The sequence below is a fragment of the Stenotrophomonas sp. SMYL86 genome (assembly GCF_036320025.1).
GTDB lineage: Bacteria > Pseudomonadota > Gammaproteobacteria > Xanthomonadales > Xanthomonadaceae > Stenotrophomonas > Stenotrophomonas maltophilia_A.
In genome coordinates this window covers 25,008-44,060 of record NZ_JAWIRU010000007.1, presented here as the reverse complement: position 1 = coordinate 44,060, position 19,053 = coordinate 25,008, and the positions used below count along the sequence as shown (strand labels likewise).

Below are 19,053 nucleotides of genomic sequence, written 5' to 3'. Positions count from 1 at the left end.
GCCATGGAACTGCAGATCAACTACCCGGATACCCAGCCGGTCGCCATCGCTGGCGCGCCGGCCACCATGCTGCCCGCTACCGAGATCTCCCGCACTGTCGAAGGTGCCGCAATCGCCTTCGGCAAGGCCGTGGAGCAGGGCGCCACCGACAAGTCGGTGAAGGCCTTCGCCGGCGGCAAGTACGTCGGCATCGCGATGCTGGATCGTTCGGCATCGGGCCTGACGGTCACGGCGGGCCAGGTCACCGGCCGAGCCACCGACGCGTTCGGCGTGGGCGAGTCCGCCCGTGTCCGCACCAAGGGCGACCTGTGGGTGACCGCCGCAGTGGCGGTGGCCGCAGGCGACGCTGTCTACCTGACGGCCGCCGGCGCGTTCACCAACGTGGCAACCGACAACACCGCCATTCCCGGCGCCCGCTGGGACACCAGCACTACCGCCGCCGGTCAGCTGGCTGTCGTCTATCTCGGCTAAGGAGCCCACCACATGAGCGCAATTCCCCTGATCGACGCCCAGGCAGCCCTGGGCTTCGTGATCGCCCAGGCCTCGATCATCGAGCCGGGCATCTACCGCACCATCTACCCGGACGTGCAATACCGCACCCTGGTGCCCGTTGACACCACCGGCAGCGAGTTCGCCACGTCGGTGACCTACATGTCGCAGGACCAGTACGGCAAGGCCGACTGGATCAACGGCAACGCCGATGACATCCCGAAGGCTGGCACTGTCCGCTCGAAGTTCGAGACCCCGGTCTACACCGCTGGTATCGGCTACGGGTTCGGTTGGGAAGAGATCGGCCGCGCCCAGATGCTGGGCATCAACCTGTCGACCGAAGATGCAGCCGCCGCACGCCGTGCGTCTGAAGAAATGGTCGATCGCGTCGCGCTTCTGGGCGATGCCAGCAAGGGCTTCACCGGCCTGTTCAATGCCGCTGGCGTGATTCCGACTGCTGCCCCGACTGGCAACTGGACGGTTTCTACCGACTCCGAGCTGATCGTGGGTGTGCTCAACCAGGCGCTGCTCAACGTGTTCAACGGCACGAACACGGCGTCGATCGCGAACACGCTGCTGCTGCCCTGGACGAAGTTCAACCTGCTCGCCACCCGCAAGATGAGCGAGCACAGCGACAAGACCATCATCCAGTGGTACCTGGAGAACAACCTGTACACCGTGCAGACCGGCCAGCAGCTGACCCTGCGCGGCGTGCGTGGCCTGGACACCGCCGGCGTCGGCGGCACCACGCGCCTGGTGGCGTACCGCAACGATCCGCAGGTGCTGAAGCTGCACATGCCGATGCCGCACCGCTTCCTGCCGGCCTGGCAGAGCGGCCCGCTGCGCTGGGACATCCCGGGCGTGATGCGCCTGGGCGGCCTGGACGTTCGTCTGCCGAAGGAAGTCGTCTACCTCGACGGCATCTGATCCGCACGGCCCCGGCCACGCGCCGGGGCCTCACTGGAGCGAAGCATGAAGATCACGAACAACCACAAGGGCCCGCTGGGCCTGCCGGACGGCACCATCCTGCCGCCGGGCGAGGCCACCTCGATCGCGAACTGGGATGCCCTGAAGAGCAACGCGGTGGTGCAGGGCTGGCTGAAGGGCAAGATCCTCAGCGCCGAAGGCGGCAAGCCCAGTGCACCAGCACAGGAATCGCTGCTCGGCTCCAACGTGCTGCCGGCCAACATCGAGCTGGCCGATGGCGTCTCCGTGCAGTTGGGCGAATTGGTGCGCCAGGCCTTTGAGCACACTGGCCTGACCGTTGCCGACTGGAACGCGCTGGAAGAGGGCGACCGCGAAGCGGAGCTGGCGGCAATGGTGCGCGAGCTGCAGTCCCGTGCAGAAGCCGAGGCCGAGGCCAAGAAAGGCGCCGCGACCGCTGACGATGAGAAGGCCAAGGCCAGCGGCGCCACGGGCACGCAGAACCCGCCGGTCGCCGACAAGGATGCGCTGCTGGTCCGCGCCAAGGAGCTGGGCATCGAAGCGAAGGGCACCTGGGGCGTGCTGAAGCTGCAGGCGGCCATCGCCGAGGCCGAGGGCAAGAAGGGAGAGGGCTGAACCATGGATCACATCGAGAGCGAAATCCAGGCCAAGGGCCTGACCGCACCGCGCGTGACGCCGGACGCCATCGAGGCAGAGATCGACGGCGAGTACTACTTCACCGCGCAGGACGGTGTCCAGCAGGCCTTTCACAAGCAGGACGAGCTGACCCGCCTGACCGGGGCGCATGACGCGCTGGCGCTGCTGACCTTCTGCGTTCTCCACCTGCGCAACGGCTTCACCGTTACAGGTGAATCGGCCTGTGCCAGTCCGGAGAACTTCGATCCCGAGATCGGCCGCAAGATCGCGCGCCAGAACGCAGTCCAGAAGATCTGGCCGCTGCTGGGCTTCCGCCTGCGCGACAAGCTGGCGAGCGAGGGCTGACCATGTACGGCACGCTGGAAGGCGCGGATCTGTACCACCAGGCGCGCGGCAATGCCGCCTGGGCTGCCGGCACGAAAGAAGCCCGGACCGGCGCACTGGTGCGCGCCACGGACTACATCGACGGCCGGTACCGGATCCTGCTGGCATCTGGCCGCTGGGCGTCGATGTTCCCCGGCGTGCGTACGGCCGGGCGGGGCCAGCCGAACGAGTGGCCCCGCACCGGTGCGGTCGACTATGACGGCGACCCCATCCAACCGGATGAGGTGCCCGACGAGGTGGAGCGCGCAACCTACGAGGCCGCGCTACGCGAGCTGACCAACCCCGGCAGTCTGTCGCCGGACTACGTGGCCACCGAGGCTGTGACCAAGGAGAAGGTCGGTCCGATCGAGGTTACCTACGCCGACGCCAGCTCCGCCGGACAGGTTCCGAACCGGCCGGTGGTGCCGGCCATCGATGAGATCCTGGCGCCGCTGCTGCGGACGCCGCCAACTTTCCCCGCAGTGAGGGTTGTCTGATGGACGAGAAGAAGATCGTTCGGATCTACTTCGAAAACAACATGCCCGGTGCCACAGATGAGCTGAAGGTCGTTGTGGGCGAAGAGGTCATTCCCTACGTGAACAAGATCGAGCTGGGCGAGAACGGTGAGCTGGTGCACGGCAATTTCATCATGGCCCGCATCACGGTCGCGGTGAAGCTTGGGAAATGAGCGCCTTCTATGACCGCATGCAGGCCACGGCCGAGCGGCTGATTGCCCGCTTCGGCTACGCCACGCAGCTCGAGCGCGACGGCGCACCGACGGGGCCGCCGCACAACCCGCAGCTCGGTCCCGCCACGCAGCACGACTGCACGGTGGTGGAGCTGGACTACAGCCTGACCGACCGCGACACCACGCTGGTGCAGCAAGGCGACAAGCTGGGCCTGATCTCGACCGCAGTGGACATCCAGCCCGGCAAGGATGACCGGCTGCTGCTGGGTGGCCAGCTGTATCACCTCATCGACTTGCAGCCGCTCTCCCCGGGTGGCCAGGTCCTTCTCTATGAGTTTCACGCCCGACGCTGATGGCCAACCTCACACCACGCGAGTTGGAACTGCTGGCACGACGCCTGGAGCCGGCCATGCGCCGCGCATTCGAGCAGGCCATCGCAGGCGTGCGCTCGCAGGTGCAGCTGGACCTGCTTGCGAGCCTCCTGCAGGCCGGGCAGGTGGACGCTGTACTGGAGGCGCTGGGTTTCGACGGCGAGCGCTTCTCGCCGCTGGCCGAGCAGGTGCGCCAGGCATTCGCAACTGGTGCTGAGGTTGGCATGAAGGAGCTGCCCACTCTGTCGCTGCGGCAGCAGGTGCGCGGGCGGTACAACCCGGCCAACGACACGCCGCTGCTGCGGTTCGGGTTCGACATGCGCAACCGCGGCGTGGAGAGCTGGCTGCTGTCGAATTCCTCGCACCTGATCACCGGCATGGTGGAGGACCAGCGAACGCTGGTGCGCCAGCACCTGGTGCGCGGCATGGCCGCCGGCACCAACCCGCGCCAGACGGCGCTGGAGCTGGTCGGCAGGGTGGGCGAGACCGGCCGCCGCAGTGGCGGTATCGTTGGCCTCACCGCGCAGCAGGCGCAGTTCGTGGCCAACGTCCGGCAGCAGCTGGCCAGCGGTGATCCGGCGCAGATGGCGGAGTACTTCGGCCGCAAGCGGCGCGACAAGCGCCTGGATGGGATCGTCAGCCGCGCCATCAAGGCGGGCCAGCCGGTGGCGCCGGTAGACGTGGAGAAGATCGCTGCGCGCTACGCGGACAGGCTGCTGGCGCTGCGCGGCGAGATGATCGCGCGGACCGAATCGCTGACGGCCATGGCGGCTGGTCGGGAGGAGGCGTTCCGGCAGCAGATCGAGAGCGGTCGCCTGGCGCCGGAGAACGTCGAGGGCACCTGGTCAGCCACCGGTGACGACAGGACCCGCCACAGCCACCAGGCGATGAATGGCCAGGTGCGCCGGTTCGGAGAGCCGTTCCAGACGCCCAGCGGCGCGCTGATGAGGTTTCCTGGCGACACCTCGCTCGGTGCTGGGCCGGAGGAAACCATCGGCTGCCGCTGCATGAAGAAGTACCGCGTGAACATGGCGGCGGAGGTGAAGCGTGGCCAATAAGTTCGGGAGCCAGGTCCGTGCCTTCACGGAGAAGGCCAAGGCCATGCAGGGTGCAATCTTCCGCGAGTCCGCCACCCGGCTGATGGAGGAAGCCGGCACGCCCGAGGGGCAGGGCGGAAGGATGCCGGTCGACACAGGCTTCTTGCGCAACTCTGCAGCTGCATCGGTCGAGGGCATGCCATCGGATAGCGCGCAGGCCCCGGAACTGGTGTTCGCCACCATGGAGCTGGGGCAGACCGTGTGGGCCGGCTGGACAGCGAAGTATGCGATGCGCATGGAGCACGGCTTCTACGGCGAAGACAGCCTCGGCAGAACCTATGCCCAGGCCGGCAAGGGCTTTGCGCGCGCGGCGGCTCAGCGCTGGGACTTCATCGTGGCCGAGGTCACGGCGAGCGTGAAAGGACGGATGGGATGAGCGACACCGCGATCTATGACGCATTCGCCACGCTGGTGGGGCAGTTCGCTGCGGCGCAGGGCCTGGGCTGCTCCTACCCGGGGCAGGGGTTCAAGCCGCCCACCGGCAACGGTGCCCGCTGGTTGGAGCTGCAGTGGTTCCCGAATCGGACCGAGAACTACGGTATCGAGGACGATGGCCCGTTCCTGATGCAGGGGTTCGGCCAGCTGTCGGCGTGCTACCGGCCGGGGCAGGGGATCATGGTCGGTACTGCGATCACGGACCAGATCATCGCCGCCTTCGCCAAGGGCACGGCTTTCGGCGGGGTCTCGGTGCAGCGCCGGCCGTGGACCTCCAGTCTGATCCAGGACCCGGAGCGGATCATGCACCCGGTGACCATCCCCTGGCGGGGATTCGTTTCGGGGTAGACTCCGGCCATGAGCCCCAAGCCGCCCAACCTGCACCTGGTCAGCAGCAACGAGATCCCGAACGAGGGTGAGCTGCAGGCCATGCGCGATGCCATCACCCGCATGAAGCGGAACCGGCAGCTGCTGGACGAGTTCTGCGCCGAGCAGGCGCGGTTCGTACGGGCGGAATACCTGGCCTATGTCGAGGCGGGATTCACCCGGCCGCAGGCCATGCAGCTGGTAGCGGCAAAGCTGGGCCCAGCCAAGAAGTAACAACAGAACCGACCGCAAATTATTCCCGAATCTATTCCACAGGCCCGCCCACCAGCGGGCCTTTCGCTTTTCCAACGACCCCGCCCCGTGGCGGGTTTTTTTACGCCCATCGCGAGGAGACACGGCTATGACCGAAGCAAAGACCAACTCAGGTACCAAGTTGCACATCTGCGTAACCCCCCAGAACGAGGATCTGACCGTCGCCGAGTTCGCGGCCCTCACCTACGTGCAGGTGAAGAAGGTTGGCAGCATTGGCGAACGCGGCATCAACACCAACATCGTCAGTTACGACACGCTGGACACCCTGGTGTCGATGAAGGGCAAGGGTATTACCAACGCCGGCGACCCTCAGGTGGAAATGGCCGAGGACCTCGCGGATCCGGGTCAGGTGGCCATGCGTGCTGCTGGCGCGCCGGATGTCCCGGATGCCTACGCGTTCAAGATCGAGAACACCGATGGCACCGTCGAATACCTGCGCGGTCTGGTGGCTGGGCCGAACAAGCCTGGCGGCCGCAACGAGGACTTCCGCCTCAACACCTACACCATCGCGCTGAATCAGCAGCCGATTGATGTGGCGGCGCCGGTTACCCCCTGACGGATCCGGGCCAGCTGCCGGCGCCCGGGTGGTGTCCAACCCGCATGGGATACCATCGCCCCTTTCGGCGAAGGAGCTTTCCATGAAGAGGATTCTGGCAGGGGCGCTGGCGCTGGCCATCGCAGGCTGTGCGACCGTGGGCAAGGAAATCAGTGATGAGTCCATCGCGGCCATCACGAAGGGCAAGACCACCGAAGCGCAACTCGTCGCGCAGCTCGGCCGCCCGACTTCTACGGTTACCAACTCCGATGGAACCAGGGTGCTGGTGTGGACCTACGCCAAGGCCAACGGCCTGGGCCGCGTGAAGGGGAAGTCCGTCAGCGTGGTGCTGAGGGATGGTGTGGTGGATAGCCACTCCGTCGCCGAGGTCACCACGCCCTAGAGCGCACCGAGAAACCGAAACCCAATGAGGCCCGCGCAATGCGGGCCTTTTCTTTTCCCAGGATGAGAGAGACATGACTGACCTGAGCACCATCGTCGCCGCCGCGCGCACGATCGACATCAAGCACCCGGCCACCGATGCCCCTGTGGGCCTGGTGCTGACCATCCTCCCCGACAGCAGCCCGCAGGTACGTGCTGCGTCACGCAAGCTGACCAACGAGCGCATGCTCGGTCGTGGCAAGCTGACCGCAGAAAAGATGGAGGCAAGCCGCATCGACATGCTGGTGGCCTCGGTGGGGGGCTGGGAGTGGAAGGGGGACCTGACCTTCCACGGCGAGAAGCCTGCCTTCGAAGAGAAGACCCTGCGCACCCTGTTCAAGGATCTGCCCTGGGTGGCCGAGCAGGTGGACACGGCGCTGGGCGAGCGTGCCGAGTTCTTTCGAGGAACTGACCAGGAAGCTGGCTGACGCGATCTACCTGACCGTCAGGTACGACGTTCCGGACAGCACAGGGGATACCCGTCGCACCCGCAACGAGCGATTCGGAGAGCAATCCCCAGAGGTGAGGGTCCCCGAGAGGGGTGAGCACGTCTGGGATTGGTTCTGGCAGCTATCTGCACGTCGAAAGAGCGGCCCGGAGGCGTTGACGTTTGCTGACGTCGGGGACTGGAGCCGGCTTCTGCTGGTCGATCCACTTCCGCAAGAGGTGGAGATGCTCATGGCCATGGATGACGCCTACCTAAAGGCCGTGCGGGAAGACCAAGCGGCGGCCCGGCAGCGCGCCATAGAAGAAGCGAGGAGCAGGAAATGACCGACATCGCCGAGCTTGGCTACAAGGTCGACAGCAGTGGCCTGGTGGAGGGCACCAAGGCCCTGGACGAGAATGCTGCGGCTGCTGACAAGGCCGGTGCTGCTGCCGACCGCCTGGAGAGTTCGCAGAGTGCTGCCAGCAAGACGGCGTCTTACTGGGCCAACGAGCAGGCCAAGATCAACGCCCGCGTGCAGGAGATGGAGAGGATCGAGCAGAGGGCGGCGGTAGCCACGCGACAGGCGGCCACCGCAACGGAGGCGCAGGAGCTGAACCTGCAGCAGCTACTCGGGCAGATCAACCCGACAGTGGCAGCGCTGAACAAGTTGGCTGGGCAGCAGGACCGGCTGGCGCGGGCACGGGATCTGGGTCTGCTCAAACCCCAGGTGTGGCAGCAGTACCAGGCCAACATCGACGCGACGCGCGCTTCCATCCTCAACGCCACCGGCGCGCAGAACGGCATGGGTATGTCCGCGCGGCAGCTGCAGAACAACCTGCGCATGATCCCCATGCAGGTGACCGACATCACCACCAGCCTGATCAGCGGCCAGCCGGCGTGGATGGTGGCGATCCAGCAGGGCGGACAGTTGAAGGACCAGTTCGGGGGCATCGGGCCTGCCGCGCGCGCCGTCGGCGGCTACGTGCTGGGGCTGATCAACCCGTTGACGCTTGGTGCGGCAGCTCTGGCGGCCCTGGCCATCGCTGCCAAGCAGACGGAAGACCAGCTGTTCGATTTCCAGAAGGCCCAGATCCTGAGCGGGCAGGGTGCTGCCATCGGCGCAGCGGGCTTCCTTGAGTTGGCCAGCAGCATTGATCACCTGCAGGGCGTGTCGCGAGGCGGTGCCGTGGCGGCGCTGACCGAGACAGCCAAGGCCGGCCGCTATGCTGGCGAGCAGTTCGAGATGGTGGCCGCCGCCGCTGCGCGCATGGAAGCGTCGGCTGGGCGTTCTCTCTCGGCTACGGTCAGCGCGTTCGACACCATTGCCAAGGAGCCAGTGGAAGGCCTGCTGAAGCTCAACGACGCGGAACGGTTCCTGACCGCCGCGCAGCTGCAGCGCATTACCACGCTTCGGGACGAGGGACGGTCACAGGAGGCCGCCAACGAGGCGATCCGGATCTATGCCGATCACCTGGACGACGTGGCCAACCGCACCGAGGCGGTTATGCCGGCGATGTCCAAGGGCTGGCGGGACATCAAGGACGACATCGGCGGTGCATGGGGCGCGCTTGGAAACTTCACCAACGCTGTGGTGGCACTCGCTGGAGAATGGGGCGTCTTGGCTCGGCTACCGCGTCTGAGCGACGTGCTGGGCCTCGGTTTGGCCGGTGGCACCTTGGTCAAGAACCTCGGCCTGCCATCCTTCACTGATGCGCTGAACGGCTTGGCTGCAGGCATGCGCGGCCTGCCGCCGCTGCCCAAGCCCATCGATGAGGGGGGCGCGCTGGATCCGCAGACAGCGCGTGACCTCGCTGCGGTGACGCAGGAGCGGGCCACTGCCGAGCAGGCCGCCGCCGAGGCCATCAATGCCCAGGTGGCAGGCCTAGATCGGGCCAGTGCGAAGGAAGCGGCACGACTGAAGATCATCGCCCAGTACAACAAGCTGGCCGATAACGATGCCCGGCACTTCGACGGGTCCATGCAGCGGCTGATCGCGAAGGCCCAGGCTGACGTCGACAAGTCGTTCAACCGTCGCGACGGCGTAGGTAAGCGCAACGGTGACGACAGCGCCGCTCAGAACATGCTGGCCTCAGCGCAGCGGCAGATCGAGGCCAACAAGCAGTTGGTGGAGACCGGCGTCAAGGTGACCGAGAGCGAGCGCCAGGCGATGGCGATCGAGCAGGTGCTGGCCAAGAGCAAGAACACCATGACGGCGTCCACACGGGCACTGCTGGTGGCGGCCAGGGAGGAGCTTCTGGCCTCTGGCCAGAAGGCCGCCGCATACACGAAGGAGAAGGAGGCGGCCGAAGCGCTGGCCAGGCAGCAGGCGATCCTGGCTCAGGCTAGCAGCAACCGAGACCGGTCCAACGAACTGGATCTGCTGGGCATGAGCGGCGGATCCGACGGCGTGGCGATGCTGCGCCGGCAGCTGGACATCCAGCGCGAGTACCAGGACGAGCTGAAGCGGCTGGGAAGCCGCGACGTTGCCCAGGACAAGGCAACATGGGACCTGCTGGCGGCCAACGCCGACGCCTTCAGAAACCGGGAGCTGGAAAAGGAGAGGGTGTTCCAGGAGCAGCGGCTGGCGATGCTGGGAGACTGGCGGCTGGGTGCACAGGTGGCATGGCAGAACTACGCGTTCGACGCCACCAACTACAACCAGCAGGCACAGGATGCTGTGCAAGGCACGCTGGCGGCGACCACGAGCAGCGTGGCCACCCAGATCGATGCCATGGTGCGCGGCAACCAGTCCTTGGGAGAGTCGCTGAAGAGCATCGCGGTGGACATGGGGAACGCTGTCATTGGCGCCCTCGAACAGATGGCCGCTCAGTGGTTGGTGTATCAGGCCGTGCAGCTTGCCACCGGCAAGGCGACTCGCGCGGCAGCGATTCCCGCGGTAGTGGCAACTGCGCAGGCGACGGCTCTGCAGGCGCAGCTCGCTGCCTTCGCCTCCACAGCGGCGATCCCCATCGTGGGACCGGCACTGGCACCTGGTGCTGCGGCTGCAGCTGCAGCTGTGTCCCAGAGCTATGTGGCGGCGATCTCCGCGTTGTCCTTGGCGGGCATGGCCCACGACGGTATCGACTCGGTGCCCACGGAAGGCACGTGGCTGCTGAACAAGGGCGAGCGCGTGCTGACCGCAGGAACCGCGGCAAAGATGGACGCGACGCTGGACCGGATTGCGGCATCGCGAGCGGGCGGTCCCGGCGGTGGCGGCGACGTGTATGCCCCGACCATCAATATCAACGGCGATCCGGATGCCCGGACGTTGGCCATGGTGGAACAGAGCGTGCGCCGCGGCATGCAGCAGAACTACGACCGCATCTCCTCCGAACTGACCACAGGACAGGGTCGGGTCGGGAAGGGCTTGCGCAGAGGAAACAACGTGTCGCGTCGGGTCAGCTGACCTGACGCAACCATTGCGAGGCCCCACATGGCAGCTGCAGTTCCTTATCCGGCATGGTTACCCCTGCCGCTCCGCGACGGCTATGGAATGAAGCCGGTCACCCCGTTGGTGACCTCCCGTTTCCAGAGCGGCGCATCAATGACCCGTCGGCGGTCCACCAGCACACCCACGATGGTGACCCTGTCGTGGGTGCTGAAAGATCGTGTGGCTGCGATGTTCGAAAAGTGGGTGCAGGAGGATCTGGTCGACGGATCTGCCTGGTTCCTTTGCAAGCTGAGGACCCCCATCGGCGATGACTACTACCGAGCTCGCTTCACCGCTGATTTCTACAACGGCCCGTATCTGGTCGACGGTGACTTCTGGCGATTCGATGCAACGCTAGAGATGTTCAGAAGGCCGCTGCTGGCGGATGGCTCGACGGCATATCCGGACGCGATCTTCAATTCCGACATTGTTGATCTCGCAGCGAACAGGGAGTGGCCCGAAGCATGAGCATCCTCGAACGCCTGTATTCGTCTGGCGGCCGCGAGGTGGAGCTGGAGACCCTGGCTATCCAGATCGGCGCGCAGACCTTCTACCTGACGAAGGGGTGGGATGACTTCACGGCCAGGCTAGAGACGGGTGAAGCCGCGACGTTCACCGCCTGCGGCATGGACATCGCCAAGCCCGCGCGCAATGCGGATGGCGTGCAGGACCTTCGTTTCGCCCTCAGCAACATCAATGGCGTTGTCAGCACCCAGCTACGAGCTGCGCTCGCCGCCAAGCAAGAGATGGTCGCCACCTTCCGCCTCTACCTCAGCACGGACCTGCTGGCGCCGGCAGAGCGGCCCTTCATCGTCAAGGTGAAAGGCGGCCAGTGGACGGCCACCGAGGTGCAGATCACCGCCGGCTTCATGAACGTTCTGGACACGGCGTGGCCGCGCGATCGCTACGTCCTATCGAAGCATCCTGGGCTGAGGTACATGTGATGAAGATCAATCTTGAGAAGTACCTTGACGTGCGCTGGGTGCGTGGCGGCCGCCAGTTTCCTGAGCTGGACTGCTACGGAGTGGTCAATGAGGTGCGTAGGGATCTGGCCTTGGATGCTTGGCCAGAGTACGCCGGCGCCACGGCGGAGGAACTTCCAGGTCTCGCCGCCGGCGCAGCCACCGAGCGCAGCGGTAGCGACTTGCGCCAGGGCGCCGTTGCGTTCTGCTACCAAGGCAGTGTGGTCGAGCATGTTGCCGTGCTGATTGAGGCGGATGGTCGCCTGTGCGCGCTGGAATGCAATGAGCACCACGACGTGACGGTCCTACCCCTGGCGCGCTTCGAACGTCGCTTTACCCGAGTGGAGTACTACGCGTGATCCGAATCTATCCGTCGCGTATGCCCGGAGAGCCGCTGGAAACGCACCCCCATGGCCGGACCACTGTTGAGGGCTGGCTGCAATCCATGGTTCCGAGCTTCATCCAGGAAGGGCCGCATCCGATTGAGGTCGAGCTGGATGGTGTGCCGCTGCCGGCCGAAGCCTGGGCAACCACCTGGGTGGACGGTGATGCTGACGTCCGCATCTACCCAGTCGCCTATGGCGAAGGTATTGCTGCAGTCGTGTACTGGGTGGTTGTGGCGGTTGCAGCGGCCTATGCCATCTACATGGCCAGCAACATGCCCTCGGGTAGCCGGTTTGGCCAGGGCGACTCGCTCAGCCTGGACACCGCGCGTGCGAACAATGCGCGTCTGGGCAGCCCTATCCGTGAGGTGTTGGGCCGCTATCGCGTCTATCCAGACTACTTGGTGCAGCCGGTGTCGCGATTCGTAGGCGAAAAGTCCTACCGCACCCACATGTTCGTCTGTGTTGGCAAGGGGCAGCACATCATCCCGGTCGGCTCGGCGCGGCTGGGGAATACGCCCATCAGCTCGTTCGGCAGCGACGTGCAGATGACCATCTACCCACCGGGTGCGGATGTGAGCGGCGACGTGCGCTCCGAGAACTGGGTGAACTCCACCGAGGTCGGGGCGACGGCCTCCGGCACAGCCGGCCTGGATCTGAGCGACACGGCAGACGTGTCTACGGGAATCAACGCAGACTCGGTGACGGTATCGGGGAACGTGCTCACCCTGAACAATGCAACGGTCACCGACGCGAACGGTAACGAGCGGCCGACCAGCTCCGTGCCAAGCAGTTGGGTTGTCGGCGCCGTGCTCACGCTCAAGATTTCTGCCTCCTTCACCGCGACCACGAGCGGCCTTTACTCGATCATCGCCGGCAGTGCTGTGGCAGAGTTGGCGCCCTACGTGGGCATGCCGGTACTGCTGACCTACAACGGCGCCGACTATGCACTGTTCGTGGCCAGCTACGCCCCAGGCTCGCCCGCGGTGCCCGGCGTAGGTGGAAGTGCTGCCCGCGTGACGGGATCGGCCGCGGCGAGCAACTTCGATTTCAGCGGCTCTCCGGTCACCTTCGGAATCAGCTGGCGCGGCATCGCCTACAGCGTTGCTCTGGAGGCAAACTACATCACCTTGGGCGTGCTTCTGACGGCCATCAACGACCAGTTGGTGGACAGCGGCTTGGTGGCGACGCAATCCGGCGGTGTGGTCACGATTGCGGAGTCGGCCAGCCCGTTTGCTGGTGGGAGCATCACCTACAGCGGACTGCCGGCGTCAGTCTTCGGCAGCAGTCCAACGTCTACTGCGGGCGTGGCCACGAGCGGCGGAACACCTGCGACGCAGCCCCGTGTGACGTTGGCCTACGACGGCCCGGCCGGAACTGCTTTCGGCGGTCTACCACCCGGTGTGGTGTCGCTGGCAATGTCGCGCGGCCAAAGCGACTATCGAATTGCGGCCGTGTCCGGGCTCACCTTGGCGGTGGAACGGCTTACAGAGTCTGGCGTGGTCGACACGAGCTGGCCGGGCTGGACCAGCCGGACGGCCACTGACTACAGCGCCACCGGGTTCCAGGAGGGCGAGGAGTGGTTGGGACCGTTCCTGGTGTGCCCGAACGGCGAAACCACCGATGCGTTTGAATACGACTTCAACTTCCCCAGCGGACTGATCTGGTACACCAGCAAGGGTAATAAGCGCACCTTCACCGTTTCTCTGCGAGTCGGCTATCGCGTGTTCGGCTCCGGCGCGCCATGGACCGTGCGCACACACACCTACACCGGATACTCCGAGGATGCCGTCGGCTTCACCGAGCGCATCAACCTGGGGACGCCTGGGCAAGTCGAGGTGCGAGTTCGGCGGGTGACCGAGCGCGGAGGCAATTCTGCACGGGACGCGTGCTACTGGCAGGGCCTGCGCGCGCGCCTGTCACAGCGGCCAACCCGCTACGACGACCTGACCACCATCGGGCTTACCGTGACCACCGGCACGAAGCTGGCGGCGCAGTCGGATCGGCGATTCAACGTCATGGCGACGCGACAGTACGAGGGCAGTACCGCGCGGACCATCAGCGGCGCCATGAAGCACGTGCTGCGGTCCCTGGGGCTGCCGGAGGACCAGATCGACAGCGCTACGCTGGACCACCTGGAAGCTACCTACTGGACGCCGCGCGGGGAGTTCTTCGACTACAGCCCCGAGCAGTCCGGCAGCAGCGCACTGGACGTGCTGCAGTTGGCTACGCAGGCGGGCATGGGCTACTTCCTGCTGAGCGACGGCATGTGCTCGGCGGGGCGTGAGGGCATCAAGACCTGGCGCGGCGCAATTTCTCCCCAGCGGCAGTTGGAGCCGCTGGCCACGTCGTTCAATGCACCGGGTCCGGATGACTTCGACGGGGTAGACGTGACCTACATCGATGAGGTCACCTGGGCGGCCGAAACCGTGGAATGCCGCATGCCAGGTAGCGATACGCCGGTTAAGGTGGAAACGTTCGAGCTGAAGGGGGTAGGGAGCCGCACCAGGGCATACCGGATCGGCATGCGCCGGCTGATGAAGTACCAGGGACAGCGGTTGACCTACACCACAAAGACGGAGCTGATGGGCCTGCGGTTCGACTTCGGCGACCGCGTCAAGCTGACCGACGACATCCCCGGGTCCAGCACCACCAGCTGCGTGATCGACCATGCCGAGCTGCAGGGCACGCGCGTGCGGATCGAAGTGGGCGAGTACCTGGACTGGAGCCTGGCTGCGCCGCGCTGCCTGATTCGGTTCCAGGACGGCTCGGCGTCGGCGGTGATCGTGCCCACGCGGGTGGACGATCACACGCTGACCATCTCCGCTTCGTCTCTGCCGGCTGAGCACGCCTTCAGCACATGGATCCTCGATGACCCGACGATTGACCCGCCAGAGCTGATCTTCTGCGACAGCTCTCGGGTTGGCTATGACGCAGTGCTTTCCGAGATCACCCCCGGCGACGACGGCTCGGTGGAGATCTCCGCGCTGCAGTACGACCCAGCCTTCTACCAGTACGACGACGCGAACGCGCCGTAACACCAACGGAGAAACACCAAGATGACGACTCACAACACTGGGAATCCGGTGCCGTCGGCGGCTGTCAAAGATTTGTACGACAACGCGGAGAACTTGGACAAGGGCATCAACGGTGACGCGCCAACGTGGCAGGACCGGCGCGGATTGACGCGCAGAAGCTGGTCGGGCCTCGAATCGGAGTTTGACGACTTCATTTCGGGTAATGGCCTGAAGCGCTACTCCAGTTGGGCAGCCTTGGCGGCCGATACGTCGAGGCCCGACGGTTTCGCCGCGGACGTAATAGGAGACGCGGGTTTCCACACTGATCCCATTACAGGCCAGTCCGTGACCAACTCGGGTCAGTTCCGTGCATCCGGAGGGTCTTGGCAATGGATGCGTGCAGACTCGATCGATTCGATCAATGACCGTACCCGTCTGACCCCAGATACTGAAAAGACCCTGTCGGTGTTTCAGGCACTGAGCAAAGCAGGAGGCCCCGGCTTCTACGTTGACCGGACCACTGGTGCGCTGGTGGCCTCGGCAAACTTCTTCTACGCCTATTCCGCAATTACAGGGCAGGAATCGGCGATCAAGGTCACTGCCAGCCTCAGTCAGCCAGTTCAGGCGCTTGCCGTTTACAAGGACGGAAACGGCGCTTATCTGGGCTTTGAGGTGATGGGTACTTCAACTGAAACCCTGTATCAAGACTATGAGCTGAAGGCGGTTCCTGCTGAGGCTAGGGCTGTTTACGTTTCTTCGCGAAGGAACAATATTGAGATAAACGCTTCCTACATTGCCGCAGGTGTCGCAAAGCGCCTGACGACTGCCGAACGCAACGCTCAGGAATCGGCCGCGTCGTTGGCTGACCTGATCCGGCAGAACACCACGGACGTTCCTGGCTACTACATCGACAAAAGCACCGGAGCTGCAGTAGCTAGTTCGGCGTACAACTACTCCTCACTGCCTTTGAATGGCGATGAGGGGTTCGTTTACTTCACGACCTTTGTCACGGGAACTACGACCACTCCGCTAGCCTTCTTTGGCGAGGGTGGAGCGCTGATTTCTATTGTTGGCGCGGTCGGAACCCAATACACGGACGAGCGCGTAGCAGTTCCTCCGGCTGCCCGGTCCGTAGCCGTCACTGCTCGTTCGGGCAACCCGATCATAATCAAACTTGAGCAGGTATCGCCGGACGTAGCCAAGCGACTTGCAGTCCTCGAGGCCAGCAGCTCTTCATCTCTTAGCAGATGGCGCGATCAGGCCGTGGCCTCGTTCGGTGACAGCCTGGTTGGCCAGGGGCGATGGCAACAAGTTGTGGTTTCTGAGCATGGAATTGTGCATACCAACTGCGGAGTCGGTGGCAGCAAGGTTGCAAAGCCGGACTCAGGCCCGCAGGCGGTATCTATGTGTGACCAGGCGAGAATCGACGCAATTCCAGCCGGCAGCGTGGCTGTGCTGTTCGAGGGCGGCACCAACGACTGGGCGCAGTCTGTGCCGCTTGGCGAGTTCACTTCCACTGCTGAAACCGAGTTCTACGGCGCACTTCATTCAACGATCGGGAAGCTGTTGACTCGATTCCCGCAGGCCAGAATCTTCTGCATCACGTCTCCGTATGCTGAGAGGATCACAGTTCCCGGAGACTGGGCCAATGGATGGACCAACGCGATAGGGCTGACTGTCCGGGCGTACGCGGAAGCTACCAGGCGCGTTGCCGAGCACTATGGCCTGCCGGTCATTGAATGGTCGCGGGAGTGTGGGTGGAGCCACTCGAACGTTGCGCAGTTCCTGGACAATGACGGGGCCTACTTCCATCCCTCGGTCGCGGCCGGAGCCCCGCTTCTGGGGAGGATCGTGAATGGTCGCCTCTGGGACATCCAGCGGTAAATCCAGAGAGTGCCGGGGGGCATGACTGCCCCCCAGCATTTGTTAGCGACGATTCTTTGCGCGAAGGATTTCGGTTTTGATGTCCAGGATCTCGCCTTCGATGCGACTCAAGCCGCCACGACCAAAATCGATCAGGTCGAGTTGGCGCTGTTCGAGCTGGCTGCGGTCAATAGCATCCATGTCTTTGCCGTTCTCTTCCAGCTCCTGGGTGACCTCGCCGAGCTCTTGATCAGAGCGGTTGTCGTGTTCAACAAGCTGGGCGTGGCTCAGCCCCGCCCGAAACGCTGCAACCTCATCCCGGCGTGTAGTGTAGGTCTCAAGGTCTTCTTCCAGCTGCCGCAGTGACATGTGATTCTCCCGTGTGGAGGTAACCCTATGGGGCTCCATCCGGGGAATCCCAAGAGAGGGGCCTATCCTTCGGCTTGAATCAATGACTTGCTGTTGTTTCGGGGCGTGTTGACCGCGCGGCTGACCCGATATGCCTCCATGGACGGGGGCTCGCTGGCCAGCAGCATGGCCATCGCATCGTCCGGACTAGCGGCCATCCACTCATCGATCTGGCCTGCCTGCAGCCACACCGGCATGCGGTCGTGGATGTCGGCGGAGACGCCGCTGCTGTCGCCGGTGATGATGGTGAAGGTGCCCAGGTTTCCCTCGGGCAGGAGCGGGCTGGTGTCCTCCCACAGGCCGGCGGCCAGCAGCGGCCCGGTGGCGTGGATGAACCAGGGGTCCTTCCTCTCGTCGATCGGGCTCACCGACCACTCGTAGTAGCCGGCCATCGGGATGACGCAGCGTCGCTTCTTGAACGCCGTCCGGAAGGCAGGCTTGGTGGCCACCGTCTCGATCCGGGCGTTGATGGTCGAGCCCTGCAGGCCCTTGGCCTTGGCCCAGAAAGGCAGCAGGCCCCACGCCAGCCGAGTTACCTGCCGGCCTTCTCCAGAGCAATGGGCGCCACCAGCCATTCAAGCCTGATCGAGATTGCGCGGGGGCGGGTCGGGCAGCGCAGGCTTCCCTACTGGCCTATGCGTTGCATCCCCCTGTCGCCGCAAGAGCTCGTACAGCTGGTGCGGGCCGATTGGACTTCCTTCCTGGAGCGGGGAGGCGATCAATCTGGCCCGGCCACCGCGATGGAGATGCTAGTGGCACTGGTCGAACCATTCGCCGAGGCTGCATAAGCAGCGCCGCGCTCGCTGTGGGCCTCCATCGTCGGCGGCTCGCCGGGCGCGGTCAGCTCAGTAATGCTCAGGTCTTGAATGGCTTCTTACATCTCGGGCACTTAGCTAGGTGTCCGGCTGTCTGCCAACCAACTACGGCACCCATTATTGCGAGGGGAACCGTTGCTGCCATACCGAGACCACGTCCGACGAGACCTATCTTCTTCCCGAAAATGGCACCAGAGATGCCGCCAGCTGCTGCAGCACCGGCCCTAGCGCCATAGGCGCTTTTGCTGTTCGGATCAAAACTGTGTGAGCAGCTCGGGCAGATGATCTTTGCCATGGTCATTCCTTGATGTAGTGCCTACGCATGATCGGCGTGGCGAGAAAAAACTTTAGCCTTGGCGTATGGGCTGTCGCTCCCCCAGCAGGTTCAACTTCATCGCAGACTACGCGTATCCAAGGCCGCAGGCAGCTCAACCCGGGCGCGCTGGAGCAGCGCCTCGCCGGCACCCCGCAAGACGATTCGGGCGAATTGACGATTTCGTCAAATCGCCGATGCAGCGCTTAACAATTCCTTCCCCGAACGATTCAGGCAGGTCGCCACCGCGTTCGCAGGATCTGCGACGGCCGGTCGTATCCTTCCGGCCATGCGCTCTTCCCAAGGCTTCCGCACCGCCCCGATCCCCTCTGGCTGGGTCCAGACCGGTGAGCGCTGGGCGCTCTGGTACAACGGCCGCGAGACGGCCAGCGTCACGCCTGATGACGGCCCTGGGGTCCGGCTATGGATGGAAGGCCAGAAGATGTGGCAGGTGAAGGAAGTGCGGGCCGCCAATGTCCGACAGGCAAAGCGCTACGCCGAGCGCTGGTGCGCCGCCAGGCTGTATCCCGAGCTGCCGCTGCGTGAGGCCGTCGCCCGACTGACCGATAGCACGCCGATCCAGTTGCCCCCACCAATGCCTGGCCTGCCTCCGACCCGCGAGCAGCAGCAACAGGCCCGGCGCCTGGCCGAGGCCGGGGCGAAGGAGGTCGAGCGGATCAAGGCGGCGCTTGAACCGCGCAAGCCGCCGGCAGAGACGAAACCCCGAGCGAGGGACGTCCGCAGCAAGGCATGGGTGAGTGCAGGGCTGCGGCAGCTGCGCCGCGGCGTGTAGGCA

Annotated in this window: 25 protein-coding genes; 22 read left to right on the top strand and 3 right to left on the bottom strand. The window is 64.7% G+C overall.

Annotated features, from left to right (window positions below; translation table 11 throughout):
- The first annotated feature begins 3 nt into the window (after positions 1-3).
- From V3B64_RS09590 to V3B64_RS09490, 21 genes are all read left to right on the top strand, one after another.
- Complete coding sequence (locus tag V3B64_RS09590) at positions 4-471, top strand: hypothetical protein (RefSeq protein WP_329914042.1); 468 nt, start codon at positions 4-6, stop codon at positions 469-471.
- Between the two features lie 12 nt (positions 472-483).
- Positions 484-1,416 carry a major capsid family protein gene (locus tag V3B64_RS09585; protein WP_180868410.1) on the top strand — a complete coding sequence of 311 codons (933 nt, stop codon included), beginning with the start codon at positions 484-486 and terminating at the stop codon, positions 1,414-1,416.
- 45 nt (positions 1,417-1,461) lie between these two features.
- Complete coding sequence (locus V3B64_RS09580; protein ID WP_329914041.1) at positions 1,462-2,049, top strand: hypothetical protein; 588 nt, start codon at positions 1,462-1,464, stop codon at positions 2,047-2,049.
- Positions 2,050-2,052: 3 nt separating this feature from the next.
- A complete protein-coding gene (locus tag V3B64_RS09575; RefSeq protein WP_329914040.1) occupies positions 2,053-2,415 on the top strand; it encodes a Gp49 family protein in 363 nt (120 codons plus the stop codon).
- A gap of 2 nt (positions 2,416-2,417) precedes the next feature.
- Positions 2,418-2,930, top strand: a complete 513-nt coding sequence (locus tag V3B64_RS09570) for a DnaT-like ssDNA-binding protein (protein ID WP_329914039.1) — start codon at positions 2,418-2,420, stop codon at positions 2,928-2,930.
- Entirely contained in the window at positions 2,930-3,121 is a 192-nt protein-coding gene (locus tag V3B64_RS09565) for a hypothetical protein (RefSeq protein ID WP_329914038.1), read from the top strand. Before V3B64_RS09570 ends, V3B64_RS09565 begins: the two co-directional genes overlap by 1 nt.
- On the top strand, positions 3,118-3,474 hold the full coding sequence (locus tag V3B64_RS09560; RefSeq protein WP_329914037.1) for a hypothetical protein: 357 nt from the start codon (positions 3,118-3,120) through the stop codon (positions 3,472-3,474). Before V3B64_RS09565 ends, V3B64_RS09560 begins: the two co-directional genes overlap by 4 nt.
- A 56-nt stretch (positions 3,475-3,530) precedes the next feature.
- Positions 3,531-4,550 carry a phage minor head protein gene (locus V3B64_RS09555; RefSeq protein WP_329914036.1) on the top strand — a complete coding sequence of 340 codons (1,020 nt, stop codon included), beginning with the start codon at positions 3,531-3,533 and terminating at the stop codon, positions 4,548-4,550.
- Entirely contained in the window at positions 4,540-4,965 is a 426-nt protein-coding gene (locus tag V3B64_RS09550; RefSeq protein WP_329914035.1) for a hypothetical protein, read from the top strand. The genes V3B64_RS09555 and V3B64_RS09550 overlap by 11 nt, the downstream gene beginning before the upstream one ends.
- Positions 4,962-5,372, top strand: coding sequence for a phage tail terminator-like protein (locus tag V3B64_RS09545; RefSeq protein WP_329914034.1), 411 nt, complete (start codon positions 4,962-4,964; stop codon positions 5,370-5,372). The genes V3B64_RS09550 and V3B64_RS09545 overlap by 4 nt, the downstream gene beginning before the upstream one ends.
- 9 nt (positions 5,373-5,381) lie before the next feature.
- On the top strand, positions 5,382-5,624 hold the full coding sequence (locus V3B64_RS09540; RefSeq protein WP_065183278.1) for a hypothetical protein: 243 nt from the start codon (positions 5,382-5,384) through the stop codon (positions 5,622-5,624).
- 127 nt (positions 5,625-5,751) lie between these two features.
- Positions 5,752-6,219 (top strand): hypothetical protein, encoded by a 468-nt coding sequence (locus V3B64_RS09535; protein WP_329914033.1) that lies wholly within the window; start codon positions 5,752-5,754, stop codon positions 6,217-6,219.
- Between the two features lie 82 nt (positions 6,220-6,301).
- On the top strand, positions 6,302-6,601 hold the full coding sequence (locus V3B64_RS09530; protein WP_329914032.1) for a hypothetical protein: 300 nt from the start codon (positions 6,302-6,304) through the stop codon (positions 6,599-6,601).
- Between the two features lie 73 nt (positions 6,602-6,674).
- Complete coding sequence (locus V3B64_RS09525; protein WP_329914031.1) at positions 6,675-7,067, top strand: hypothetical protein; 393 nt, start codon at positions 6,675-6,677, stop codon at positions 7,065-7,067.
- Positions 7,027-7,410: a hypothetical protein gene (locus V3B64_RS09520; RefSeq protein ID WP_329914030.1), complete on the top strand. Its 384-nt coding sequence runs from the start codon at positions 7,027-7,029 to the stop codon at positions 7,408-7,410. Before V3B64_RS09525 ends, V3B64_RS09520 begins: the two co-directional genes overlap by 41 nt.
- Positions 7,407-10,472, top strand: a complete 3,066-nt coding sequence (locus V3B64_RS09515) for a phage tail length tape measure family protein (RefSeq protein ID WP_329914029.1) — start codon at positions 7,407-7,409, stop codon at positions 10,470-10,472. The genes V3B64_RS09520 and V3B64_RS09515 overlap by 4 nt, the downstream gene beginning before the upstream one ends.
- A gap of 27 nt (positions 10,473-10,499) precedes the next feature.
- Entirely contained in the window at positions 10,500-10,964 is a 465-nt protein-coding gene (locus V3B64_RS09510; RefSeq protein WP_329914028.1) for a hypothetical protein, read from the top strand.
- Positions 10,961-11,440 carry a DUF1833 family protein gene (locus tag V3B64_RS09505; protein WP_329914027.1) on the top strand — a complete coding sequence of 160 codons (480 nt, stop codon included), beginning with the start codon at positions 10,961-10,963 and terminating at the stop codon, positions 11,438-11,440. Before V3B64_RS09510 ends, V3B64_RS09505 begins: the two co-directional genes overlap by 4 nt.
- Entirely contained in the window at positions 11,440-11,817 is a 378-nt protein-coding gene (locus tag V3B64_RS09500) for a nitrite transporter (protein WP_329914026.1), read from the top strand. Before V3B64_RS09505 ends, V3B64_RS09500 begins: the two co-directional genes overlap by 1 nt.
- The gene (locus V3B64_RS09495; protein WP_329914025.1) at positions 11,814-14,879 is read left to right on the top strand and encodes a host specificity factor TipJ family phage tail protein; all 3,066 of its coding nucleotides are present in this window, start codon (positions 11,814-11,816) and stop codon (positions 14,877-14,879) included. Before V3B64_RS09500 ends, V3B64_RS09495 begins: the two co-directional genes overlap by 4 nt.
- Positions 14,880-14,900: 21 nt before the next feature.
- Positions 14,901-16,742, top strand: a complete 1,842-nt coding sequence (locus V3B64_RS09490; RefSeq protein WP_329914024.1) for an SGNH/GDSL hydrolase family protein — start codon at positions 14,901-14,903, stop codon at positions 16,740-16,742.
- 42 nt (positions 16,743-16,784) lie between these two features.
- On the opposite strand, the gene V3B64_RS09485 is transcribed toward V3B64_RS09490, so the two are convergent.
- From V3B64_RS09485 to V3B64_RS09475, 3 genes are all read right to left on the bottom strand, one after another.
- Positions 16,785-17,090 carry a hypothetical protein gene (locus V3B64_RS09485; RefSeq protein WP_329914023.1) on the bottom strand — a complete coding sequence of 102 codons (306 nt, stop codon included), beginning with the start codon at positions 17,088-17,090 and terminating at the stop codon, positions 16,785-16,787.
- A gap of 62 nt (positions 17,091-17,152) precedes the next feature.
- Entirely contained in the window at positions 17,153-17,704 is a 552-nt protein-coding gene (locus V3B64_RS09480; RefSeq protein ID WP_329914022.1) for an SOS response-associated peptidase, read from the bottom strand.
- A 280-nt stretch (positions 17,705-17,984) separates the two neighbouring features.
- Positions 17,985-18,239, bottom strand: coding sequence for a hypothetical protein (locus V3B64_RS09475; RefSeq protein ID WP_329914021.1), 255 nt, complete (start codon positions 18,237-18,239; stop codon positions 17,985-17,987).
- Positions 18,240-18,546: 307 nt separating this feature from the next.
- On the opposite strand from V3B64_RS09475, the gene V3B64_RS09470 reads away from it, so the two are divergent.
- Positions 18,547-19,050 (top strand): hypothetical protein, encoded by a 504-nt coding sequence (locus V3B64_RS09470; RefSeq protein WP_329914020.1) that lies wholly within the window; start codon positions 18,547-18,549, stop codon positions 19,048-19,050.
- Positions 19,051-19,053 lie beyond the last annotated feature (3 nt).

Coding starts and splice junctions, on each gene's coding strand:
- V3B64_RS09535 (WP_329914033.1), top strand. CDS start 5,752: ATGACCGAAGCAAAGACCAACTCAGGTACCAAGTTGCACATCTGCGTA.
- V3B64_RS09575 (WP_329914040.1), top strand. CDS start 2,053: ATGGATCACATCGAGAGCGAAATCCAGGCCAAGGGCCTGACCGCACCG.
- V3B64_RS09525 (WP_329914031.1), top strand. CDS start 6,675: ATGACTGACCTGAGCACCATCGTCGCCGCCGCGCGCACGATCGACATC.
- V3B64_RS09475 (WP_329914021.1), bottom strand. CDS start 18,239: ATGGCAAAGATCATCTGCCCGAGCTGCTCACACAGTTTTGATCCGAAC.
- V3B64_RS09585 (WP_180868410.1), top strand. CDS start 484: ATGAGCGCAATTCCCCTGATCGACGCCCAGGCAGCCCTGGGCTTCGTG.
- V3B64_RS09540 (WP_065183278.1), top strand. CDS start 5,382: ATGAGCCCCAAGCCGCCCAACCTGCACCTGGTCAGCAGCAACGAGATC.
- V3B64_RS09485 (WP_329914023.1), bottom strand. CDS start 17,090: ATGTCACTGCGGCAGCTGGAAGAAGACCTTGAGACCTACACTACACGC.
- V3B64_RS09555 (WP_329914036.1), top strand. CDS start 3,531: ATGCGCCGCGCATTCGAGCAGGCCATCGCAGGCGTGCGCTCGCAGGTG.
- V3B64_RS09490 (WP_329914024.1), top strand. CDS start 14,901: ATGACGACTCACAACACTGGGAATCCGGTGCCGTCGGCGGCTGTCAAA.
- V3B64_RS09500 (WP_329914026.1), top strand. CDS start 11,440: ATGAAGATCAATCTTGAGAAGTACCTTGACGTGCGCTGGGTGCGTGGC.
- V3B64_RS09560 (WP_329914037.1), top strand. CDS start 3,118: ATGAGCGCCTTCTATGACCGCATGCAGGCCACGGCCGAGCGGCTGATT.
- V3B64_RS09570 (WP_329914039.1), top strand. CDS start 2,418: ATGTACGGCACGCTGGAAGGCGCGGATCTGTACCACCAGGCGCGCGGC.
- V3B64_RS09545 (WP_329914034.1), top strand. CDS start 4,962: ATGAGCGACACCGCGATCTATGACGCATTCGCCACGCTGGTGGGGCAG.
- V3B64_RS09530 (WP_329914032.1), top strand. CDS start 6,302: ATGAAGAGGATTCTGGCAGGGGCGCTGGCGCTGGCCATCGCAGGCTGT.
- V3B64_RS09565 (WP_329914038.1), top strand. CDS start 2,930: ATGGACGAGAAGAAGATCGTTCGGATCTACTTCGAAAACAACATGCCC.
- V3B64_RS09510 (WP_329914028.1), top strand. CDS start 10,500: ATGGCAGCTGCAGTTCCTTATCCGGCATGGTTACCCCTGCCGCTCCGC.
- V3B64_RS09580 (WP_329914041.1), top strand. CDS start 1,462: ATGAAGATCACGAACAACCACAAGGGCCCGCTGGGCCTGCCGGACGGC.
- V3B64_RS09590 (WP_329914042.1), top strand. CDS start 4: ATGGAACTGCAGATCAACTACCCGGATACCCAGCCGGTCGCCATCGCT.
- V3B64_RS09470 (WP_329914020.1), top strand. CDS start 18,547: ATGCGCTCTTCCCAAGGCTTCCGCACCGCCCCGATCCCCTCTGGCTGG.
- V3B64_RS09480 (WP_329914022.1), bottom strand. CDS start 17,704: ATGGCTGGTGGCGCCCATTGCTCTGGAGAAGGCCGGCAGGTAACTCGG.
- V3B64_RS09505 (WP_329914027.1), top strand. CDS start 10,961: ATGAGCATCCTCGAACGCCTGTATTCGTCTGGCGGCCGCGAGGTGGAG.
- V3B64_RS09515 (WP_329914029.1), top strand. CDS start 7,407: ATGACCGACATCGCCGAGCTTGGCTACAAGGTCGACAGCAGTGGCCTG.